The organism is Cellulomonas sp. JZ18 (genome assembly GCF_009720485.1).
Taxonomy (GTDB): Bacteria; Actinomycetota; Actinomycetes; order Actinomycetales; family Cellulomonadaceae; genus Cellulomonas.
Genome location: NZ_CP045245.1, coordinates 2,926,325 through 2,945,892, shown reverse-complemented (window position 1 = coordinate 2,945,892; position 19,568 = coordinate 2,926,325). Strand labels below are relative to the sequence as shown.

The following is a 19,568-nucleotide window of genomic DNA, read 5'->3' as shown; positions in this document are numbered from 1 at the left end:
GCGCGAACGGCGCGTCCGGACCCGGAGACACCCCCCGCTAGGAGAGAACAGTGAAGTCTGGCATCCACCCGGAGTACGTGGTCACCGAGGTCACCTGCACCTGCGGCAACACGTTCACCACCCGGTCGACCGTCCCGAACGGCAAGATCCACGCCGACGTCTGCAGCGCCTGCCACCCGTTCTACACGGGCAAGCAGAAGATCCTGGACACCGGTGGCCGCGTGGCCCGCTTCGAGGCCCGCTACGGCAAGAAGTCCGGCAAGTAGCTCTTCCGCCAGCGCCGGTGCACGGCGCGGACGACGGCCCTCCATGGTCGTGCCCGCGCCCGTGCACCGGCGCTGCGTCGTTCCCGGGCGCGGCCAGGCCCGCCCGACCCCGCACCGCACGTCCGACCCAGGAGACCCGTGACCCACGACGGCACACCGCCGGCGCTCGCCCCGCTGCTCGCCGAGCACGCGGACATCGAGACCCAGCTCGCCGACCCCGCCGTCCACCAGGACACCGGGCGCGCGCGGCGGCTGGGACGCCGCTACGTCGAGCTCGGGCCCGTCGTGCAGGCGTACCGCGCCTGGCGCACGGCGCGCGACGACGCCGAGGCGGCCGCGGAGCTCGCCGCCGAGGACCCGTCCTTCGCCGCCGAGGTGCCCGCGCTGCGCGCCGCCGCCGACGAGGCCGCCGAGCGCCTGCGCCGCGTGCTCGTCCCGCGCGACCCGGACGACGGCCGCGACGTCATCCTCGAGATCAAGGCGGGGGAGGGCGGCGAGGAGTCCGCGCTGTTCGCGGGCGACCTGCTGCGGATGTACACGCGCTACGCCGAGCGCATGGGCTGGAGCGTGCAGGTGCTCGAGGCCACCGAGTCGGACCTCGGCGGCTACAAGGACGTGCAGGTGGCGGTGAAGGCGCGCGCCGCGGGCGCCCCCGAGGACGGCGTGTGGGCGCACCTGAAGTACGAGGGCGGCGTGCACCGCGTGCAGCGCGTGCCCGTCACCGAGTCGCAGGGGCGCATCCACACGTCCGCCGCCGGCGTCATGGTCTTCCCGGAGGCCGACGACGAGGGCGAGGTCGAGATCGACCAGAACGACCTGCGCATCGACGTCTACCGCTCGTCCGGACCGGGCGGTCAGTCGGTGAACACGACCGACTCCGCCGTGCGGATCACCCACCTGCCCACCGGCATCGTCGTGTCGATGCAGAACGAGAAGTCCCAGCTGCAGAACCGCGAGCAGGCGATGCGGGTGCTGCGCGCCCGGCTGCTCGCGGCCCGGCAGGAGGAGGCGGCCGCCGCGGCGAGCGAGGCGCGCCGGTCGCAGGTGCGCACGGTCGACCGCTCGGAGCGCATCCGCACCTACAACTTCCCGGAGAACCGGATCGCCGACCACCGCACGGGGTACAAGGCGTACAACCTCGACCAGGTGCTCGACGGCGACCTCGGCCCCGTCGTGGCGTCGGCCGTCGAGGCGGACGAGGCGGCGCGCCTGGCCGCCGCGGGCGCGTGAGCGCGCCCGGCGTCACGCCCCCGGACGGCCCGGACGCGCCCGCGGTGACGCTGCGCGCCTACGTCGACGGCGCCGCCCGCGTGCTCGCGGAGGCCGGCGTCGGCTCCCCCCGGCACGACGCGCTCGCGCTGGCCGCGCACGCCCTGGGCCGTGACCGCGTCGACCTCGTGCTGCCGCCGCCGCTGCCCGCGGGGTTCGGTGCGGCCTACGCGGCGCTCGTGGAGCGCCGCCGCGCCCGGGAGCCCCTGCAGCACATCATCGGGCGGACCGTGTTCCGCTGGCTCACCCTGCACGTCGAGCCGGGCGTGTTCGTCCCCCGTCCCGAGACCGAGACGGTCGCGCAGCCCGCGGTCGACGAGGCGCGCCGGCTGCGGGCGGCGGGACGCACGCCCGTCGTCGTCGACCTGTGCACGGGCACCGGGGCTATCGCGCTGGCGGTCGCGACCGAGGTGCCCGGGGCACGGGTCGTCGCCGTGGACCTCTCGGCCGCCGCCGTGTCGCTCGCCCGGCGCAACGCGCAGGCCGTGGGCGCCGCCGACGTCCGCGTCGAGCAGGCGGACGTGCGCGACCCCGACCTGCTGGCCGACCTCGCAGGGACGGTCGACGTGGTCGTGTCCAACCCGCCCTACATCCCGCCGGACGCCGTCCCCACCGACCCGGAGGTGCGCGACCACGACCCGGACCTCGCGCTGTACGGGGGCGGGGCCGACGGGCTCGACGTGCCGCGTGCCGTCGTCGCCGCCGCGGCGCGCCTGCTCGCGCCGGGCGGCCTGCTCGTCATGGAGCACGCCGAGGTGCAGGACGGACCCGCGCGCGACGTCGCGACGGCGACCGGGGCGTTCACGGACGTCGTCACCGCCGCCGACCTGTCCGGCCGCCCCCGCACCCTGGTGGCCCGGCGAGTCGCCCCGGCGGGCGTGGGAGACTCGCCCGCGTGAGCCTGATCCGCATCAAGGACGCGACCGACCCGGGCACCTGGGGCCCCGCCCTCGACGAGGCCGTCAACACGATCAGCCGTGGCCAGCTCGTCGTCCTGCCGACCGACACCGTGTACGGCATCGCGGCCGACGCGTTCTCGCCGCGCGCCGTGCAGTCCCTCCTGGACGCCAAGGGGCGCGGGCGGCAGATGCCCCCGCCGGTGCTCATCCCGGACGTGCGCACGCTCGACGGCCTGGCGACCGACGTGCCGGACGGCGTGCGCGCCCTCGCCGACGCGTTCTGGCCCGGCGGCCTGACGGTGATCGTGCGCGCCCAGCCGTCGCTCGCCTGGGACCTGGGGGAGACGCACGGCACGGTCGCCCTGCGCGTCCCGGACCACCGCGTCGCGCTCGCGCTGCTGCGCCGCACCGGGCCGCTCGCGGTCTCGAGCGCGAACCGCACGGGCCGGCCCGCGTCGACCACCGCGCAGGAGGCGTACCGCCAGCTCGGGGCCCACGTGCCGGTCATCCTCGACGGCGGCGTCGCGCCCGGGGGCGTCGCGTCCACCATCGTCGACGCGACGGGCGACGTGCTGCGGGTCGTGCGCCTGGGCGCCATCGACCTCGCCGCGCTCGCCGCCGTCGCGCCGGTGATGGCACCGCCGCCGGCCGCGCCGGCCCCGGCGCCGCCCGCCGACGGCGCACCCGCCGACAGCGCGTCCCCCGACACCGCACCCGCCGGCACCGCACCCGCCGACGACGCACCCGCCGGCACCGCACCCACCGACAGCGCGCCCGCCGGTGACGGCACCCCGGAGGCCCCGGCCCCGTGAGGGTGTACGCGCTCGTCATGCTGATCGCGGCGGTCGTCACGTACCTGCTGATGCCGCTCGCACGGTGGTGCGCCCTGCGCTGGGGGGCGATCACGGCCGTGCGCGACCGTGACGTGCACGCGATTCCCACCCCGCGCCTGGGGGGCATGGCGATGTTCGGCGGCCTGCTCGTGGCGGTGCTCATCGCGAGCCGGCTGCCCTTCCTGTCCGGACTGTTCGACAACCCACGTCCCGTCATCGGCATCGTGGGCGGCGCCGCGCTCGTGTGCGCGCTGGGCGTGGCGGACGACATCTGGGACCTCGACTGGCTGACCAAGCTCATGGGGCAGGTGCTCGCCGCCGGCTTCCTGGCCTGGCAGGGCGTGCTGCTCTACCAGCTGCCGATCGCGGGGGTGCTCGTCGGCTCGACGCGCACGTGGGTGTTCGTCACCGTCGTCTCGGTCGTGGTCGCCATGAACGCCGTGAACTTCGTCGACGGGCTCGACGGCCTCGCGGCCGGGGTGCTCGCGATCGGCGGCGCCGCGTTCTTCCTCTACGCCTACCTGCTCACGCGCGGCACGAGCCAGGGCGACTACTCGAGCCTCGCCGCGCTCGTGCTCGCCGTGCTCGTCGGGGTGTGCGTCGGCTTCCTGCCGCACAACGCCTACCCCGCGCGCATCTTCATGGGCGACTCCGGGTCGATGCTGCTGGGCTTCGTCATGGCCGCGGCCGCGATCGTCGTCACGGGGCAGATCGACCCGAAGGCAGTGGTCGACCGTGTGCAGTTCCCCGCCTACGTGCCGATCCTGCTGCCCGTCGCCGTGCTCGTCCTGCCCCTGCTCGACATGGGGCTGGCCATCGTGCGGCGCCTGCTCAAGGGCAAGAGCCCCTTCCACCCCGACCGTCTGCACCTGCACCACCGGCTGCTGGCCCTCGGGCACAGCCACCGCCGCGCGGTCCTCATCATGTACGTGTGGACCGCCGTGCTGGCGTTCGGCGTCGCCGCGCTGGCCGTGTGGTCGACGACCACGGTGCTGGTCGCGACCGGCGTCGGCGTCCTCGTGGCCACCCTGCTCACCCTCGGCCCGCTGCGCGGGCGCACCCCGACCCCCGTGGAGGCATCCCCGTGACGACCGACCCGACCGGACCCGTCGAGCCGGCCGACCCGACCACCCGTCCGGCCCAGGAGGCGGCGCGCGCCGTGTTCCGCCGCGCCCTGCGCGACACCGTCGTGCTGCTGGCCGTCCTGGCCGTGCTCGGCGTCGGCGTGGGCGCCCTCGTCGCCGGCGTGCCCGGCGTGTGGGGCGCGCTCATCGGGGTCGGCCTCGCGCTCGTGTTCTCCGCCACGACCGTGGTGGCGATGCTGCGCACCCTCGACTCCTCGCCGAACACCATGGCGGCGGTCGTCATGGGCACGTGGCTCGCCAAGGTGCTCGTCGTGATCGTCGTGCTCGCGCTGGTCAGGGACCTGGAGTTCTACTCGCGGGGGGTCCTCGCAGCGGTCCTCGCGCTGGGCGTGGTCGGCTCCGCGGTGCTCGACTTCCGGGCCGTGAACGGCGGCCGCGTGCCGTACGTGGAGCCGGGCGGCACGACGCGCTGAGCCGTCACCCGGGCGGGTGGGACCGGGCGTCCGGAACCGCCCGGGTGATGGGTTAGGCTTCACTCCATCCACGACGGCCAGGTGTCACCGGTGTGCCCGCGACGAGGCGGCACCGTGCATCACGACCACAGGAGACCGCTCTGTCCAGCATCGCGACGACCATGCCGCTCGCCGCGGAAGAGGGCGGCTTCCACGCGCCCACCATCGCGGACTTCTTCCCGCACCCGGTCCTGTTCGAGGGCACCTTCGCCGAGTTCAACCGCATGCAGCTCGTCCGCATCATCGCGGCGGTCGTGCTCGTGGTCCTCATGGTCGTGGCGGCCCGCCGAGCGAAGCTCGTGCCGAGCCGCGGGCAGAACGTCGCCGAGCTCCTGCTCGACTTCGTGCGGGTCAACGTGGCCGAGGACATCATCGGCAAGGAGAAGGCGCACAAGTACGTCGCCCTCCTGACGACGATCTTCTTCGCGATCCTCGCGTTCAACCTCACGGGCATCATCCCCGGCCTCAACATCGCCGGGACGTCGCTGATCGGCCTGCCGGTCATGCTCGCGCTGTGGGTGTACGTCATGTACCTCGGCGCCGGCATCCGCCACCACGGCCTCGGCGGCTTCCTCAAGACGAGCCTGTTCCCCCCGGGCGTCCCGCCGTTCCTGTACGTGCTGCTGACGCCGGTGGAGTTCCTCACCGTCTTCATCCTGCGGCCGGCGACGCTGGCCATCCGACTCATGGCGAACATGGTCGCCGGGCACCTCATGCTGGTGCTCTGCTTCTCCGCCACGGACTTCTTCGTCCGCTCCATGTCGGGCATGACCGTCTTCGCGGTCCCGAGCCTGCTCGGCGGGTTCGCCATCACCCTCTTCGAGGTGTTCGTCGCCGCGCTGCAGGCGTACATCTTCGTCGTCCTCACCGCCGTGTACATCAGCCTGTCCATCGCGGACGAGCACTGACACCACCGACCACCGCCCGGCTCGCGCCCGGCGGTCCCACGAGCCCCCGGCCGACCGGCCGGGGACCCAACGGAAGGAACGAGCCACCGTGGCAGACACCAGCATGATCCTCGCCGCCGCCGACGCCGTCTCCGGGAACATCGCGACCGTCGGCTACGGCCTCGCGGTGCTCGGCCCGGGTATCGGTCTGGGCATCCTCATCGGCAAGACCGTCGAGGGCATCGCCCGCCAGCCCGAGGTCGCCGGCCAGCTGCGCACCACCATGTTCATCGGTATCGGCTTCGTCGAGGTCCTCGGCCTCCTCGGCCTCATCACCGGCTTCCTCTTCACGTGAGCACGGCCGCGTTCGCGGCCGTCGTGACGGCCGCCGAGGGAGAGGCCCCGAGCGGGATCCAGCTGCTGATCCCGGCCGGGTACGACATCTTCTGGTCGATCGTCGTCCTCGTCGGCATCGCCGTGCCGTTCTACCGGTACGTCCTGCCGAAGTTCCAGGCCGTGCTCGACGAGCGCACGCGCCGCATCGAGGGCGGCATCGCCCAGGCGGAGACGGCGCAGGCCGAGGCCGCGGCAGCGCTGGCGGAGAACCAGCAGCTGCTGGCCGACGCCCGTGCCGAGGCGGCGCGCATCCGCGAGGAGGCGCGCGCCGAGGGCAGCCAGATCAAGGCCGAGGCGCGCACCGCCGCGCAGGAGGAGGCCGCGCGCATCCTCGAGAACGCGCAGCGGCAGATCGACGCCGAGCGTCAGCAGGCGGCGGTGTCGCTGCGCGCCGACGTCGGCGCGCTCGCGACCGAGCTCGCGTCGAAGATCGTCGGCGAGTCGCTCGAGGACGAGGCGCGTCGGTCGCGCGTCGTCGACCGGTTCCTCGACGACCTCGAGGCCACCACGACGACGAGCGCGGGCAAGGGGAGCTGATGCGCGGGACGAGCAGGGCCGCGCTGCAGGCGGCCGAGGACCGGTTCACCCCGGTCCTGCAGGCCGCCGGCACGCAGGCCCGCAGCCTCGGCGGCGAGCTGTTCGCCCTCGTCGACGCACTCGACGCGTCGGGGTCGCTGCGGCGCACGCTCGCGGACCCGTCGCTGCCGGGCGACGCCAAGGCGGCGCTCGCCGCGCGGCTGCTGGACGGCGCGGACGCCCGCACCGTCGACGTCGTGCAGACGCTCGTGCGGGCCCGCTGGTCGTCGGACGACGACCTGGCGGACGCGGCCGAGCGGCTCGCGTTCCAGGCCCTGCTGCAGTCCGCCCAGGCGGACGGCGCGCTGGGCACCGTGGAGGAGGAGCTGTTCGCCGTCGTGCGCGGGCTCGCCGGTCAGCGCGAGGCGCGCCAGAGCCTGGTGGACCCGGCGTACCCGGCGCAGGCGCGCGGCGACCTCGCCGAGGGCCTGCTCGGCGGCGCGGGCAGCCCGGCCACGCGCGCGGTCGTCCGCCGTGCGGCCGTCGCGCCGCGCGGACGCCAGTTCGTGACGACGCTCCAGCACGTCGGCGACCTGCTCGCCGAGATGCGCAACCGCGAGGTCGCCGTGGTCACCTCGGCGGCGCCGCTGTCCGACACCCAGCGCGAGCGCCTGACCGACCTCGTGGGCCGTGCCCTGGGCCGTGCGGTCCAGCTCAACGTCGTCGTCGACCCCCAGGTCGTCGGCGGCCTCCGCGTGCAGGCCGGGCCCGACGTCATCGACGCGACCGTCCTCGCCCGACTCGCCGACGCCCGCCGGCAGCTGGCCGGCTGACACATTCGCCGGAGCACCGGCCCACGACACACCGCACGCGCGCCGCGTGCGTCAGATGAGGAGAACGCCATGGCTGAGCTGACGATCCGGCCGGAGGACATCCGCGCCGCGCTGGACAGCTTCGTGAAGTCGTACGAGCCGAAGGGGGCCGCGACCGAGGAGGTCGGGCGCGTGACGCTCGCCGCCGACGGCATCGCCCGCGTCGAGGGCCTGCCGGGTGCGATGGCCAACGAGCTGCTGCAGTTCGAGGACGGCACGCTCGGCCTGGCGCTCAACCTCGACGTCCGCGAGATCGGCGTCGTCGTGCTCGGTGAGTTCACGGGCATCGAGGAGGGCCAGGAGGTCCGCCGCACGGGCGAGGTCCTGTCGGTCGCCGTCGGCGACGGCTACCTCGGCCGCGTCGTGGACCCGCTCGGCCAGCCGATCGACGGCCTGGGCGAGATCGCCACGGAGGGTCGCCGCGCGCTCGAGCTGCAGGCCCCCGGCGTCATGGCCCGCAAGTCGGTCCACGAGCCGCTGCAGACCGGCATCAAGGCCATCGACTCGATGATCCCGATCGGCCGCGGCCAGCGTCAGCTGATCATCGGCGACCGCCAGACGGGCAAGACGGCGATCGCGATCGACACGATCATCAACCAGAAGGCCAACTGGGAGTCGGGCGACCCGACCAAGCAGGTCCGATGCATCTACGTCGCGATCGGCCAGAAGGGCTCGACCATCGCCTCGGTGCGCTCCGCGCTCGAGGAGGCCGGCGCGCTGGAGTACACGACCATCGTCGCCGCCCCGGCGTCCGACCCGGCCGGCTTCAAGTACCTCGCGCCCTACACCGGCTCGGCGATCGGCCAGCACTGGATGTACGGCGGCAAGCACGTCCTCATCGTGTTCGACGACCTGTCGAAGCAGGCCGAGGCGTACCGCGCCGTCTCCCTCCTGCTGCGTCGTCCGCCGGGCCGCGAGGCCTACCCCGGCGACGTCTTCTACCTGCACTCCCGCCTGCTCGAGCGCTGCGCCAAGCTCTCGGACGAGCTGGGCGGTGGCTCGATGACCGGTCTGCCGTTCATCGAGACGAAGGCGAACGACGTCTCGGCGTACATCCCGACCAACGTCATCTCCATCACCGACGGCCAGATCTTCCTGCAGTCCGACCTGTTCAACGCCGACCAGCGTCCCGCGGTCGACGTCGGCATCTCGGTCTCGCGCGTCGGCGGTGCCGCGCAGGTCAAGGCGATGAAGCAGGTCTCGGGCACGCTCAAGCTGGACCTCGCGCAGTACCGCTCGCTCGAGGCGTTCGCGATGTTCGCGTCCGACCTCGACGCGGCCTCGCGCGCCCAGCTCACGCGTGGCGCCCGCCTCATGGAGCTGCTCAAGCAGGGCCAGTACCAGCCGTTCCCGGTCGAGGACCAGGTGGCGTCGATCTGGGCCGGCACCAAGGGCAAGCTCGACGACGTGCCGGTGGAGGACGTGCGCCGGTTCGAGTCGGAGATGCTCGAGCACCTGCGCCGCAACACCGACGTGCTCACGACGATCGCGACGAGCGGCAAGCTCGAGGACGCGACCGTCGAGGCCCTCGAGAAGGCGATCGACGAGTTCCGGCTCGGCTTCCTCACGTTCGACGGCAAGCCGCTGGTCGGCGACGCCGAGCAGGACGCGGACGTGGACGTCGAGCAGGAGCAGATCGTCCGCCAGAAGCGAGGCTGAGGGTGGCCGGTTCCCAGCGGATCTACAAGGCGCGCATCCGGAGCACGCAGTCGCTCAAGAAGATGTTCCGCGCCCAGGAGCTCATCGCGGCCTCGCGCATCGGCAAGGCGCGCGACCGGGTGGAGATGGCGACGCCGTACTCGCGCGCGATCACGCGGGCGGTCTCGGCGGTCGCGACGCACTCGGACGTGACGCACCCGTTCCTCGTCCAGCGCGAGGACACGCGGCGTGTCGCGGTCCTGCTCATCGCGTCGGACCGTGGCCAGGCCGGCGCCTACTCGGCGAGCGTCATCCGGGAGACCGAGCGCCTGGTACAGCGGCTGGAGGGCGAGGGCAAGCAGGTCGCCCTGTACGTCTCCGGCCGCCGCGCGGTCGCCTACTACACGTTCCGCCGGCGTGAGCTGGCGGGGCAGTGGACCGGCTTCTCCGAGGCACCGACCCCGGAGGTCGCCGACGAGATCGCGGACACCCTCCTGGACGCGTTCCGCGCGCCCGCGGAGGAGGGCGGCGTGGGCGAGGTGCACCTCGTCTTCACGCGGTTCGTCAACATGGTGACGCAGCGCCCGACGGTCGTCCGGATGCTGCCGCTCGAGGTCGTCGAGGGCGTCGCGCCCGCCGGTGAGAACGACGCGCTGCCGCTGTACGAGTTCGAGCCGAGCCCGGAGGAGGTGCTGGACGCGCTGCTGCCGCGCTACGTGCGCACGCGCATCTACGCGAACCTCCTGCAGGCGTCGGCCTCCGAGCTCGCCGCCCGGCAGCGCGCCATGCACACCGCGACGGAGAACGCCGAGGACCTCATCCGCACCTACACGCGCCTGGCGAACCAGGCGCGTCAGGGCGAGATCACGCAGGAGATCAGCGAGATCGTCTCCGGCGCCGACGCGCTCGCGTCGGCCTGAGCGGCCCGCCGACACCACCTTCCGCACGACACCGACCCCATCCGGGCCACGGACCCGCCCGGACGAGCGAAGCGAGGCAGACATGACCGCCACCACCGTCGACGCGACGGCCGCGAACGCCGGCACGCCCGGCGTCGGCCGGGTCGCGCGGGTCATCGGGCCCGTCGTGGACATCGAGTTCCCGCCGGACCAGATCCCCGACATCTACAACGCCCTCGAGGTCGACATCGACATGTCGGCGCAGGGTGAGGGCGAGGGCGCCTTCACGATGACGCTCGAGGTCGAGCAGCACCTGGGCGACTCGCTCGTGCGTGCGATCGCCCTCAAGCCGACGGACGGTCTCGTCCGCGGCGCCGCGGTGCGCGACACCGGTGCGCCGATCACGGTGCCCGTCGGCGACGTGACCAAGGGCAAGGTCTTCAACGTCATCGGCGAGGTGCTCAACGCCGCGCCGGGCGAGCAGATCGAGATCACCGAGCGCTGGCCGATCCACCGCAAGCCCCCGGCCTTCGACCAGCTCGAGTCGAAGACGCAGATGTTCGAGACCGGCATCAAGGTCATCGACCTGCTCACCCCGTACGTCCAGGGCGGGAAGATCGGCCTGTTCGGCGGTGCGGGCGTCGGCAAGACCGTCCTCATCCAGGAGATGATCCAGCGCGTCGCGCAGAACCACGGCGGTGTGTCGGTGTTCGCCGGCGTCGGCGAGCGCACGCGTGAGGGCAACGACCTCATCGTCGAGATGGAGGAGGCGGGCGTCTTCGACAAGACGGCCCTCGTCTTCGGCCAGATGGACGAGCCCCCGGGCACGCGTCTGCGCGTCGCGCTGTCGGCGCTGACGATGGCGGAGTACTTCCGCGACGTCCAGAAGCAGGACGTGCTCCTCTTCATCGACAACATCTTCCGGTTCACGCAGGCCGGTTCCGAGGTGTCGACGCTGCTCGGCCGCATGCCGTCCGCGGTGGGCTACCAGCCGAACCTCGCCGACGAGATGGGCCTCCTGCAGGAGCGCATCACCTCGACGCGTGGCCACTCGATCACCTCGCTGCAGGCGATCTACGTGCCGGCGGACGACTACACCGACCCGGCCCCCGCCACGACGTTCGCGCACCTCGACGCGACGACGGAGCTCTCCCGTGAGATCGCCTCGCGCGGTCTGTACCCCGCGGTGGACCCGCTCGCCTCCACGAGCCGCATCCTCGACCCGCGTTACGTGGGTCAGGAGCACTACGACGTCGCGACGCGCGTGAAGTCGATCCTGCAGCGCAACAAGGAGCTGCAGGACATCATCGCGATCCTCGGTGTCGACGAGCTGTCGGAGGAGGACAAGACGGTCGTGGCGCGTGCGCGCCGCATCCAGCAGTTCCTCTCGCAGAACACCTACATGGCCGAGAAGTTCACCGGCGTGGTGGGCTCGACGGTGCCGGTCGCGGAGACGGTCGAGGCCTTCAAGAAGATCGCGGACGGCGAGTTCGACCACATCGCCGAGCAGGCGTTCTTCAACATCGGTGGCCTCGAGGACCTCGAGCGCAACTGGGCCCGCATCCAGAAGGAGTACGGCGTCTGACGCCTGACGGCGCGCGACGACGGACTCACGAGAAGGGAGCACGGTGGCACAGCTCGAGGTGGACCTCGTGGCGGCGGACGGGAAGATCTGGTCCGGCGCCGCACGGCAGGTGTCCGCGCCCGCGGCCGACGGCGACATCGGCATCCTCGCCGGGCACACGCCGATCCTGTCGGTGCTCCGGCCCGGCCCGGTGCGCGTGACGCCGGCGGACGGCGGCGCGCCGCTGCAGTGGTACGTCGACGGCGGGTTCCTGTCCGTCGACTCCGACCAGGTGACGGTGGTCGTCGACGCGGTGACCGAGGGGTCGGCCGCGCCGACGGGCCACTGACGCAGGCGACGGACGGGAGGGCGGCGTGAGCGGTGCGGCATGGGCCGTGGTCGTGGGCGCCGCCCTCCTGCTCGTCCTGGGGGCCCTGCTCTGGGGTCCCGGACGGCGTCCCTGGGCCGGCGCGTCGGGTCGTTCGACTGCGCGCTGGCGGACCGGCGTGACGGACCCTGGGTCCGCGGCGTGGCCCAGTACGGCGCCACGCGGCTGTACTGGTGGCGACGGGTCTCGTTGCTGCCCCGGCCCGCGCGCGTGTGGACGCGGGCGGGCATCACCGTCGTCGAGCGGCACGTCGTGACCGTCGACGACGTGCCGACGGGCGTGGTGCTCGCCCGGTGCCGCGTGGTGCCCGAGCGGCACGACAGCGTGCACGAGGTGCACCTGCGCATGTCGGCGGAGGCGTACGCCGGGTTCACGTCGTGGATCGAGGCGACCCCGTCGCGCGTGGGCACGGTCATCTGACCGGTCCGGCGGCGCGGAGGTCCGTCCGGCCGCCCTGCCCGCGCCCCGGCCCGCCCCGGTGGGCCGCCGACCCCGAACCGAAGGACGAGTGAGACCGCCATGCGCCTGGTCGTCGCCGACTGCGCCGCCCGCTACACCGGCCGCCTCTCGGCCCACCTGCCGCGGGCGACGCGCCTGCTCGTGGTCAAGGCGGACGGGTCCGTGCTCCTGCACTCGGACGGCGGCTCGTACAAGCCGCTCAACTGGATGAGCCCGCCGTGCGCCATGGCGGTCGCGGAGCCGGACGCCGAGCAGGCGGCAGCGGGCGTCACCCAGGTGTGGACGGTGCAGCACGCGAAGTCGGACGACCGCCTCGTCGTCGACCTGTACGCGGTGCACCACGACTCCTCGCACGAGCTCGGCGTCGACCCGGGCCTGGTCAAGGACGGGGTGGAGGCGCACCTGCAGGAGCTGCTCGCCGCGCAGATCGCGCTCCTCGGCAGCGGGCACGTGCTGGTCCGCCGGGAGTACCCGACGGCCATCGGGCCGGTGGACATCCTCGCGAAGGCCCCGGACGGCGGCACCGTGGCCGTCGAGATCAAGCGGCGCGGCGACATCGACGGCGTCGAGCAGCTCACGCGCTACCTCGAGCTGCTCAACCGGGACCCGCTGCTGGCCCCCGTGCGCGGCGTCTTCGCCGCGCAGGAGATCAAGCCGCAAGCGCGTGTGCTGGCGACGGACCGCGGGATCTCCTGCCTCGTCCTCGACTACGACGCCATGCGCGGGGTCGACGACGTGGACTCGCGCCTCTTCTGACGTCCCGACGTCGGACCGCCGGTGCCCCGGCCGGCAGGCCTTCGCGCACCTGTTACTTGAACATGTTCAACTGAACGTGTTCAATAGGATCGTGCCCCGCCGCTCCGCCGCAGAGACGCGCGACCTGATCCGCACCACCGCCCTGCGCCTGTTCGCCGAGCGCGGCTACGACGCGACCACCATGCGTCTGGTCGCGCAGGAGGCGGGCGTGGCGGTCGGGAACGCCTACCACCACGCGGCCTCGAAGGACGCCCTCGTGCAGGAGCTGTACCTCGAGGTCAACCGGGCCCACGTCGAGCTCGCCCGCGCCCGGCTGCGGCCGGGGGACCTGGGGGAGCGGCTGCGCACGACCTGGCACGCCGCGCTCGACGTCTTCGGGCCGTACCACCGGTTCGGGGCGGAGTCGATCGGCGTCGCGGTCCGGCCGGGGTCGCCCGCGAGCCCGTTCTCACCCGCCTCCGCCCCGAGCGCCGCCCTCGCCCGCGGCCTGCTGCGCGACGTCGTGCTCGGGCCACGCCGCCCGTGCCGACGGACCTGCGGGACGACCTGGTCGACGCGCTGTGGCTCGTGCACCTGGCGGTGACGGCGGCGTGGGTGCACGACGACACGCCGGACGCCCGGCGCACCCGTGACCTTGTCGACGCGGCGGCCCCGCTCGTCGCGCGCCTCGTGCGGCTCGCCCGGCTGCCGGTCGCGCGGGGCCTCGCGCAGGACCTGCTCGCCCTCGCGCGGCGGGTGGTCCCGACGCCACCGCACGTCCTCGCGCAGGGCGAGGCGGGCGGGGGCGGGACCGGCGCGGCCGAGCGGGGGCTGCCGCACACCGCCGACCCGGCGTCGCCGGTCGCACCCCCTCGCACCGTGCGGGCCCCGGGAGCCGTCACGTGAGCGGCGACGCCCTGAGCCCGGCGGCCCTCGCGGGCGTGCAGGCCGCCGTCGGGCTGGGCGGGACGGTCGTCCTGCCGCTCGGCCTGCGCCTGCTCGACGACGCGCGCCTCGTACCCGTGCCGCGCCCGCGGTCGCCGCTCTGGCCGGTCGCGGGCGGGCTCGCGGCCGTCGCCCTGCTCCTCCCGCGCGGCGCACCGGCGGTGGCCGTGGCGCTGCCGTTCGTCGTCGCGAGCGCTCTGCTGCTCGTGGCCTCGGTGCGCGCGCTGGCCGCGACGCTGCTCCGGCGGCCGACCGCCGGGACCGGCGCGACGTCGGCGTCCGTCGCGGCCGCGGTCGCCCCGGGCACCCTGGCGGTCGGGGCGCTCGCGCTGGTCGGCGACCGGGCCGGCTGGTCCGTGCTCGGGTTCGAGGGGGACATCCTGCTGCTGACCGTGCCGCACATGCTGTTCGCGGGCTTCGGCGCCTGCCTCGTCGCCGGTCTCGCGGCGGTGGCCGAGCGCGCCGCCGCGTCGCGTGCCGCGTCCGTGGGCACCGCCTCCGTGGGCACCGCGTCCGTGAGCACGCCGGCCCCCGGTACGGCACCGTCGCGCCTCGCACGTGCGGGGGCCGCCGGCGTCGTCGGCGGCGTGCTGGCGGTGCTCGGCGGGTACCTGGTGTCGGACGAGGCGGAGCTCGTGGGGACCGTCGTCCTGACCGCGGGGCTGTGGTGCGCGACCGCCGCTGCGTGGCGCGCGGCACGCGGGGGCACGGACCGCACGGGCGCGGGATGGGCGGCCCTCGCGGGTGTCGGGGCGGTCGCCGCGATGGTCCTCGCGCTCTGGTGGGCCGTGGGCCAGGTGACCGACGTGCCGCACCCGGACCTGTCGTGGATGGTGGCGACGCACGGGGCGCTCAACGCGCTGACGGTGGTGCTGGCGTCGCTCGTGGGCCTGCGCGTGCGTGCGATGACGACGGCGCGGGCGGCGCAGACGGGCGGGGCGGGGTCACCCGGCGCGGCCCCGGCGGGCGCCGGTGCGCGCCCGCGCGCCCCGCACGGGCGGGGGACGGCCGAGGGAGGAGCCGGGACGTGGACGACGCAGGGCTGACGTACGAGCCGGTGGGCGTGACGCGCACGCGCGCCGGGGACGGCACGGCGTGGTGCCGGGCGGGCGTGGACCGGCGGTACCGGGTCATGGTCGCCCGCCACCGGGTGGTGCGCGGCGCCGACGAGCGGGACCGTGCCGCCCTCGTGGACGACGTGCTGACGTGGCGCCTGCATCGCGCGGCCGGCGTGCGGGTCGAGGCCGACGGGCCGGCCGCGGCCGGTGCGCACGTCGTCTCGCTGCTGGGTGCCGGTCCCCTCGTGCTGCGGGCGCCGTGCCGGGTCCTGTGGGCGGACGACGAGGGGTTCGCGTACGGCTCGCTCCCGGGGCACCCGGTGGCGGGGGAGGAGGCCTTCCGCGTCACGCGCGACGACGCGGGGGACGTGTGGCTGGAGGTCGAGGCGTACAGCCGGCCCGCCGTGCCGCTCACGCGCGTGGCCGGGCCGCTCGTGCCCGTCGCGCAGCGCCTGTACGTCGCGAACCTGGCCCGGGCCGCGCGCCTGCTGCACGGGCGCCGCGCGCGTCCCGGCGCGGGGGAGGGCGCCTCTGGGACGATGGGCGTGTGAGCGGTCCCGCACGCCCCTGTCCGCACGACGCCCGCGCCGCCGACGCGGCCCCGACCGCACCCGCCGGGGCAGCGCACGCCCTGCACGGCCGTGTGCCCGCGCGCTGCGCGGGCGCGTCGTCACCCCGGCGGGCGTCCTGCCCGACGGTGTGGTGGTCGTCGAGGACGACACGATCGCCTGGGTGGGACCGGCGGCCGACGCACCGGGTGGACCGCCGCCCGCGACCGGGCGAACGCTGCTCCCGGGGCTCGTCGACCTGCACTGCCACGGCGGCGGCGGCGCGGGCTTCCCGGACGCCGTCGACGCCGCGCAGGTGCAGCGCGCCGCGGACGAGCACCTGCGGCACGGGACGACGTCCCTCGTCGCGTCCCTGGTCACCGCGCCGCGCGACGTGCTGCTGGCCCGGACCGCCCTGCTCGCCGACGCGGCCGACGCCGGGGTGGTCGCCGGCATCCACCTCGAGGGCCCGTTCCTCTCCCCGGCGCGCTGCGGCGCGCAGAACCCCGGCGACATGGTGCCCGGCGACCCGGCCCTCGTGCGCGAGGTGGCCGCGGCCGCGCGCGGGCACCTGGTGACGATGACGGTCGCACCGGAGGTCCCGGGCGTGGCCGACGGGCGCGCGCCGGGGACGGACGACGTCGTGGGCGCGCTCGTCGCCGCCGGGGCGGTGCCGTCCGTCGGCCACACGGACGCCTCCGCCGAGCTCACCGAGGCCGCCCTGGACCGCACGTTCGACCTGCTGGCGGCCACGCCGGCGGCGCGCTCCACCCGGCCCACCGCGACGCACCTGTTCAACGGCATGCGCCCCCTGCACCACCGCGACCCCGGCCGGTGGCCGCGTGCCTCGCCGCCGCGGCCGCGGGACGGCTCGTCGTCGAGCTCGTCGCGGACGGGACGCACCTGGCGCCGGCGACGGTGCGGACCGTGCTGGACCTCGTCGGGGCGGACGGGGTCGCGCTCGTCACCGACGCGATGGCGGCCGCGGGCATGCCCGACGGCGACTACCGGCTGGGTCCGCTCCCGGTGCGGGTGGTCGACGGCGTGGCGCGCACGGTGGGCGACGACGGCGCGCCCGGTGCCATCGCGGGGGGCGTCGCGCACCTGCTGGACGTCGTGCGGCACGTCGTGGACGGGGGCGTCCCGCTCGCCGACGCGGTGCGTGCGGCAGCGACGACGCCCGCGTCCGTGCTGGGCCGCGGGGACGTCGGCGCGCTCGTCGCGGGGCGGCGGGCCGACCTCGTCGTCACCACCGCCGACCTGCGCGCGGTCGCCGTGGCGCGCGCGGGCCGGTGGGTCGCCGGTGCGCCGGACCCGGCCTGACCGCGCGCGGCGCCACCGCGTCCGGCGCGGACCGCCCGGGTCCGCTCAGTCGAGCCGGATGCTCGCGAGCCGCGCCGGCCCGGCCAGCGCGACGCGCAGGTCGAGCACGTCGGGCAGTGGCCCGGCGAGCGGCACGGTGACGGTGCGCCAGTCGTAGCGGCCGCCGTCGGCCGGGACCTCGAGCCGCGCCAGCTCCCGGCCGGACGCGTCGTCGAGCAGCGTCAGGACCGCGTCCCCGGGACGCGTCCGGGCGACCTCGGCGGTGAGCGTCGTGGCGCCGCCCGTGGCGCAGGTCCGCAGCACGAGGTGCCCGCTGCGGTGCCCCCGCCGCACCTGCACGGCGTCCCCGGCCTCGCGCGTGCGGTCGGTGAGCGCGAGACCGTCGCGCTCGTCGGCGTCGGCCGCCCGGACCGCGCGGCCCACGACCTGCCGCGGCGGCACCGGGGGCCCGGTCACCTCGACGCTCGCCCGCAGCGGGAGCCGGGCACCCGAGGGCCCGACCCCCAGCACGTAGGTGCCCGGCTCGACGACCCAGCGGTCCCGCGTCACGTCCCACACCGCGAGCTCGCGGACCGGCACCCGCAGCGTCACGTCCGCGGACGCGGCGGGGCGCAGCGTGACGCGCGCGTGCGCGACGAGCCGGTGCGGGAACGGCAGGCGGTGCGCGGGCGCGTCCACGTGCACCTGGACGAGCTCGTGCGCGGTGCGGCGGCCGTGGTTGGCGACCGTCGCGTGCACCTCCACCACGGGCTCGTCGGCGGTCGCCGGCCAGCCCGGCCCGCGGGCGACGTCGAGTCCGGAGACGTCCAGCCCGGTGACGTCCAGCACGGCGGGCGTCGCGGCCGCGGCGACGTACCGCACGTCCCCGTACGTCAGGCCGTGCCCCAGGGCCCAGCGCGGCGGGCGCGGGCAGAACCAGTCCGTCGTCCGCGCGCCCACCACGTCGTAGTCGAGCAGGTCGCCCGGCTGCTCCTCGTCGGCGGGCCAGGACTGCGCGAGGCGGCCGGTGGGCTCGACGTCGCCGACCAGGACGTCGGTGAGGCCGGGGCCGAGCTCCTGCCCGCCGTGCGAGGTCCAGACGACCGCCGAGGCGGAGTCGGTCTCGGGCGGCAGGACGTAGGGGTAGGAGGACACCACGAGCAGCACGGCCCGCGGGTTCGCGCCGGCGGCGGCCCGCCACAGCGCGCGCTGGGCGGCCGGCAGGCCGAGGTGCGGACGGTCCTCGGTCTCCCGCCCGTGCAGGTGCGGGTCGTTGCCGGCGGTGACGACGACGACGTCGGCGTCCGCCGCGACGCGCGCGACCTCGGCCTCACCCGACCGCACGAGCCGCACGGCGAACCGCTCCGCCCCCGCGGCGTCGTGCGCCTCGGCGACGAGCGTGCCGGCCTCGTCGTGCTGCACGCGCAGCCAGCGCCCGGAGCCGACGTGCCGCAGCGACCACGTGCCGTCGTCGTGCCGGTGCGCGCGGAACGACTCCTGCGCGACCCAGCCGCCGACGCGTGTCGCGTCCGCGCGCACGACCCAGCCGCCGCCGCTCCACAGCCGGTCGGTCGCCACGTCACGCAGCGTCAGGAGGCCGTCGCCCCAGTCGACGACGTCGACGAGCGCGTCCGCGTCGGTGGTGCCGTCGGCGACGAGCGTGCCGTCGGCGAGCGGGTGCACGCGGCCGCCCGTGCTCGTGCTCACGAGGGCGACGCGCGTGGCGCCGTCGGCGACCGTGACGCGGTCGGCGCCGAGGCGGTCGGCGAGGGCCGTCCCGAGACCGGTGAGGTAGGGCGGCGTGCCGGAGTACCAGTCGTGCAGCACGCGGTCGGCGTGCGGGCCGACGACCGCGACCGACGCGCCCGACACCAGCGGCAGGACGCCGTCGTTCTCGAGCACGACGACGGAGCGCGCGACGGCCTCGCGCGCGAGCGCCCGGTGCGCGGGCAGGTCGATCGCGTCGGGGCCGACCACCCACGGGTCGCGGTCCGGGTCGAGCTCGCCGGTGCGGATGCGCAGCTCGAGCTGGCGCAGCACGGCGCGGTCGACCTCGGCCTCGTCGAGCAGGCCGGCGTCGAGCGCGGCGGTGAGGCGCTCGACCGTGGGTCGCGCGTCGGCGTCGTTGTCGGTGAAGGAGTCGACCCCGGCACGGACCATCGCCGCGTGCGAGGCCACGTGGTCGTCGACGTACCGCTCGAACGTCACGACGTTCCCCGGCGCCGCGGCGTCGGACACGACGAGCAGCGGCAGGTCCGTCCACGAGCGCAGCTCGTCGAGCAGCTCGCGCGCGACGTGGTTCGGGCGGCCGTTGACGAGGTTGTACGAGGGCATGACCGCCCCGACGACACCGGCGGCCACGGGTCCGCGGAACGCGGGCAGCTCGTACTCGCGCAGCACGCGCGGCGGCACGTCCATGCTGACCACGGCGCGGTCCGTCTCGGCGTTGTACGCCAGGAAGTGCTTGAGGGTCGGCACCGTGCGCCAGTAGACGGGG

At 75.1% G+C, this 19,568-nt stretch carries 21 protein-coding genes and 1 pseudogene; 21 read left to right on the top strand and 1 reads right to left on the bottom strand.

Translation table 11 applies throughout. The annotated features are described in order from the left end of the window. Nucleotides 1-50 precede the first annotated feature (50 nt). The 21 genes and pseudogenes from rpmE to GC089_RS13220 all read left to right on the top strand — a co-directional run bounded on the left by rpmE (nt 51) and on the right by GC089_RS13220 (nt 17,092). Nucleotides 51-266 carry a 50S ribosomal protein L31 gene (gene rpmE, locus GC089_RS13315; protein ID WP_155378061.1) on the top strand — a complete coding sequence of 72 codons (216 nt, stop codon included), beginning with the start codon at nt 51-53 and terminating at the stop codon, nt 264-266. Between the two features lie 138 nt (nt 267-404). Continuing rightward, nucleotides 405-1,496, top strand: coding sequence for a peptide chain release factor 1 (gene prfA / locus GC089_RS13310; protein WP_155378060.1), 1,092 nt, complete (start codon nt 405-407; stop codon nt 1,494-1,496). Continuing rightward, entirely contained in the window at nt 1,493-2,434 is a 942-nt protein-coding gene (gene prmC / locus GC089_RS13305; protein ID WP_370514004.1) for a peptide chain release factor N(5)-glutamine methyltransferase, read from the top strand. Before prfA ends, prmC begins: the two co-directional genes overlap by 4 nt. Then, a complete protein-coding gene (locus GC089_RS13300) occupies nt 2,431-3,246 on the top strand; it encodes an L-threonylcarbamoyladenylate synthase (RefSeq protein WP_155378059.1) in 816 nt (271 codons plus the stop codon). Before prmC ends, GC089_RS13300 begins: the two co-directional genes overlap by 4 nt. Further along, nucleotides 3,243-4,355 carry an MraY family glycosyltransferase gene (locus GC089_RS13295; RefSeq protein WP_155378058.1) on the top strand — a complete coding sequence of 371 codons (1,113 nt, stop codon included), beginning with the start codon at nt 3,243-3,245 and terminating at the stop codon, nt 4,353-4,355. The genes GC089_RS13300 and GC089_RS13295 overlap by 4 nt, the downstream gene beginning before the upstream one ends. Next, the gene (locus GC089_RS13290) at nt 4,352-4,825 is read left to right on the top strand and encodes a hypothetical protein (RefSeq protein WP_370514003.1); all 474 of its coding nucleotides are present in this window, start codon (nt 4,352-4,354) and stop codon (nt 4,823-4,825) included. Before GC089_RS13295 ends, GC089_RS13290 begins: the two co-directional genes overlap by 4 nt. Nucleotides 4,826-4,986: 161 nt before the next feature. Then, nucleotides 4,987-5,772, top strand: a complete 786-nt coding sequence (atpB, locus tag GC089_RS13285; RefSeq protein ID WP_155378057.1) for a F0F1 ATP synthase subunit A — start codon at nt 4,987-4,989, stop codon at nt 5,770-5,772. A 103-nt stretch (nt 5,773-5,875) separates the two neighbouring features. Next, complete coding sequence (atpE, locus tag GC089_RS13280; RefSeq protein WP_089803054.1) at nt 5,876-6,106, top strand: ATP synthase F0 subunit C; 231 nt, start codon at nt 5,876-5,878, stop codon at nt 6,104-6,106. Further along, nucleotides 6,103-6,684, top strand: coding sequence for a F0F1 ATP synthase subunit B (locus GC089_RS13275; protein WP_155378056.1), 582 nt, complete (start codon nt 6,103-6,105; stop codon nt 6,682-6,684). Before atpE ends, GC089_RS13275 begins: the two co-directional genes overlap by 4 nt. Then, nucleotides 6,684-7,496, top strand: a complete 813-nt coding sequence (locus GC089_RS13270) for a F0F1 ATP synthase subunit delta (protein ID WP_155378055.1) — start codon at nt 6,684-6,686, stop codon at nt 7,494-7,496. The genes GC089_RS13275 and GC089_RS13270 overlap by 1 nt, the downstream gene beginning before the upstream one ends. 69 nt (nt 7,497-7,565) lie before the next feature. Continuing rightward, nucleotides 7,566-9,194: a F0F1 ATP synthase subunit alpha gene (atpA, locus tag GC089_RS13265; RefSeq protein ID WP_155378054.1), complete on the top strand. Its 1,629-nt coding sequence runs from the start codon at nt 7,566-7,568 to the stop codon at nt 9,192-9,194. A gap of 2 nt (nt 9,195-9,196) precedes the next feature. Then, the gene (locus tag GC089_RS13260; protein WP_155378053.1) at nt 9,197-10,093 is read left to right on the top strand and encodes a F0F1 ATP synthase subunit gamma; all 897 of its coding nucleotides are present in this window, start codon (nt 9,197-9,199) and stop codon (nt 10,091-10,093) included. Nucleotides 10,094-10,175: 82 nt separating this feature from the next. Next, nucleotides 10,176-11,657, top strand: a complete 1,482-nt coding sequence (gene atpD / locus GC089_RS13255) for a F0F1 ATP synthase subunit beta (RefSeq protein ID WP_155378052.1) — start codon at nt 10,176-10,178, stop codon at nt 11,655-11,657. Between the two features lie 43 nt (nt 11,658-11,700). Beyond that, nucleotides 11,701-11,985, top strand: a complete 285-nt coding sequence (locus tag GC089_RS13250; RefSeq protein ID WP_155378051.1) for a F0F1 ATP synthase subunit epsilon — start codon at nt 11,701-11,703, stop codon at nt 11,983-11,985. A 39-nt stretch (nt 11,986-12,024) separates the two neighbouring features. Then, nucleotides 12,025-12,444: a DUF2550 family protein gene (locus tag GC089_RS13245; RefSeq protein WP_155378050.1), complete on the top strand. Its 420-nt coding sequence runs from the start codon at nt 12,025-12,027 to the stop codon at nt 12,442-12,444. Nucleotides 12,445-12,543: 99 nt separating this feature from the next. Further along, nucleotides 12,544-13,239 carry an endonuclease NucS gene (nucS, locus tag GC089_RS13240; RefSeq protein WP_155378049.1) on the top strand — a complete coding sequence of 232 codons (696 nt, stop codon included), beginning with the start codon at nt 12,544-12,546 and terminating at the stop codon, nt 13,237-13,239. 91 nt (nt 13,240-13,330) lie between these two features. Continuing rightward, a complete protein-coding gene (locus tag GC089_RS19210; protein WP_230684804.1) occupies nt 13,331-13,822 on the top strand; it encodes a TetR/AcrR family transcriptional regulator in 492 nt (163 codons plus the stop codon). Next, nucleotides 13,762-14,124, top strand: a complete 363-nt coding sequence (locus tag GC089_RS19205; RefSeq protein ID WP_230684803.1) for a hypothetical protein — start codon at nt 13,762-13,764, stop codon at nt 14,122-14,124. Before GC089_RS19210 ends, GC089_RS19205 begins: the two co-directional genes overlap by 61 nt. Then, on the top strand, nt 14,121-15,209 hold the full coding sequence (locus GC089_RS13230) for a YndJ family transporter (RefSeq protein ID WP_230684802.1): 1,089 nt from the start codon (nt 14,121-14,123) through the stop codon (nt 15,207-15,209). The genes GC089_RS19205 and GC089_RS13230 overlap by 4 nt, the downstream gene beginning before the upstream one ends. Continuing rightward, nucleotides 15,191-15,772, top strand: coding sequence for a DUF1990 family protein (locus tag GC089_RS13225; protein ID WP_155378048.1), 582 nt, complete (start codon nt 15,191-15,193; stop codon nt 15,770-15,772). The genes GC089_RS13230 and GC089_RS13225 overlap by 19 nt, the downstream gene beginning before the upstream one ends. A 103-nt stretch (nt 15,773-15,875) precedes the next feature. Further along, a pseudogene (locus GC089_RS13220) lies at nt 15,876-17,092 on the top strand (N-acetylglucosamine-6-phosphate deacetylase). Nucleotides 17,093-17,137: 45 nt separating this feature from the next. On the opposite strand, the gene GC089_RS13215 reads toward GC089_RS13220, so the two are convergent. Continuing rightward, nucleotides 17,138-19,549, bottom strand: a complete 2,412-nt coding sequence (locus tag GC089_RS13215; RefSeq protein ID WP_370514002.1) for a glycoside hydrolase family 3 C-terminal domain-containing protein — start codon at nt 19,547-19,549, stop codon at nt 17,138-17,140. Nucleotides 19,550-19,568 lie beyond the last annotated feature (19 nt).

Bases quoted from the DNA above. Each gene is read 5' to 3' on its own strand.
- atpB (WP_155378057.1), top strand. From the start codon at position 4,987: ATGCCGCTCGCCGCGGAAGAGGGCGGCTTCCACGCGCCCACCATCGCG.
- atpE (WP_089803054.1), top strand. From the start codon at position 5,876: ATGATCCTCGCCGCCGCCGACGCCGTCTCCGGGAACATCGCGACCGTC.
- GC089_RS13270 (WP_155378055.1), top strand. From the start codon at position 6,684: ATGCGCGGGACGAGCAGGGCCGCGCTGCAGGCGGCCGAGGACCGGTTC.
- atpA (WP_155378054.1), top strand. From the start codon at position 7,566: ATGGCTGAGCTGACGATCCGGCCGGAGGACATCCGCGCCGCGCTGGAC.
- atpD (WP_155378052.1), top strand. From the start codon at position 10,176: ATGACCGCCACCACCGTCGACGCGACGGCCGCGAACGCCGGCACGCCC.
- GC089_RS13245 (WP_155378050.1), top strand. From the start codon at position 12,025: ATGGGCCGTGGTCGTGGGCGCCGCCCTCCTGCTCGTCCTGGGGGCCCT.
- nucS (WP_155378049.1), top strand. From the start codon at position 12,544: ATGCGCCTGGTCGTCGCCGACTGCGCCGCCCGCTACACCGGCCGCCTC.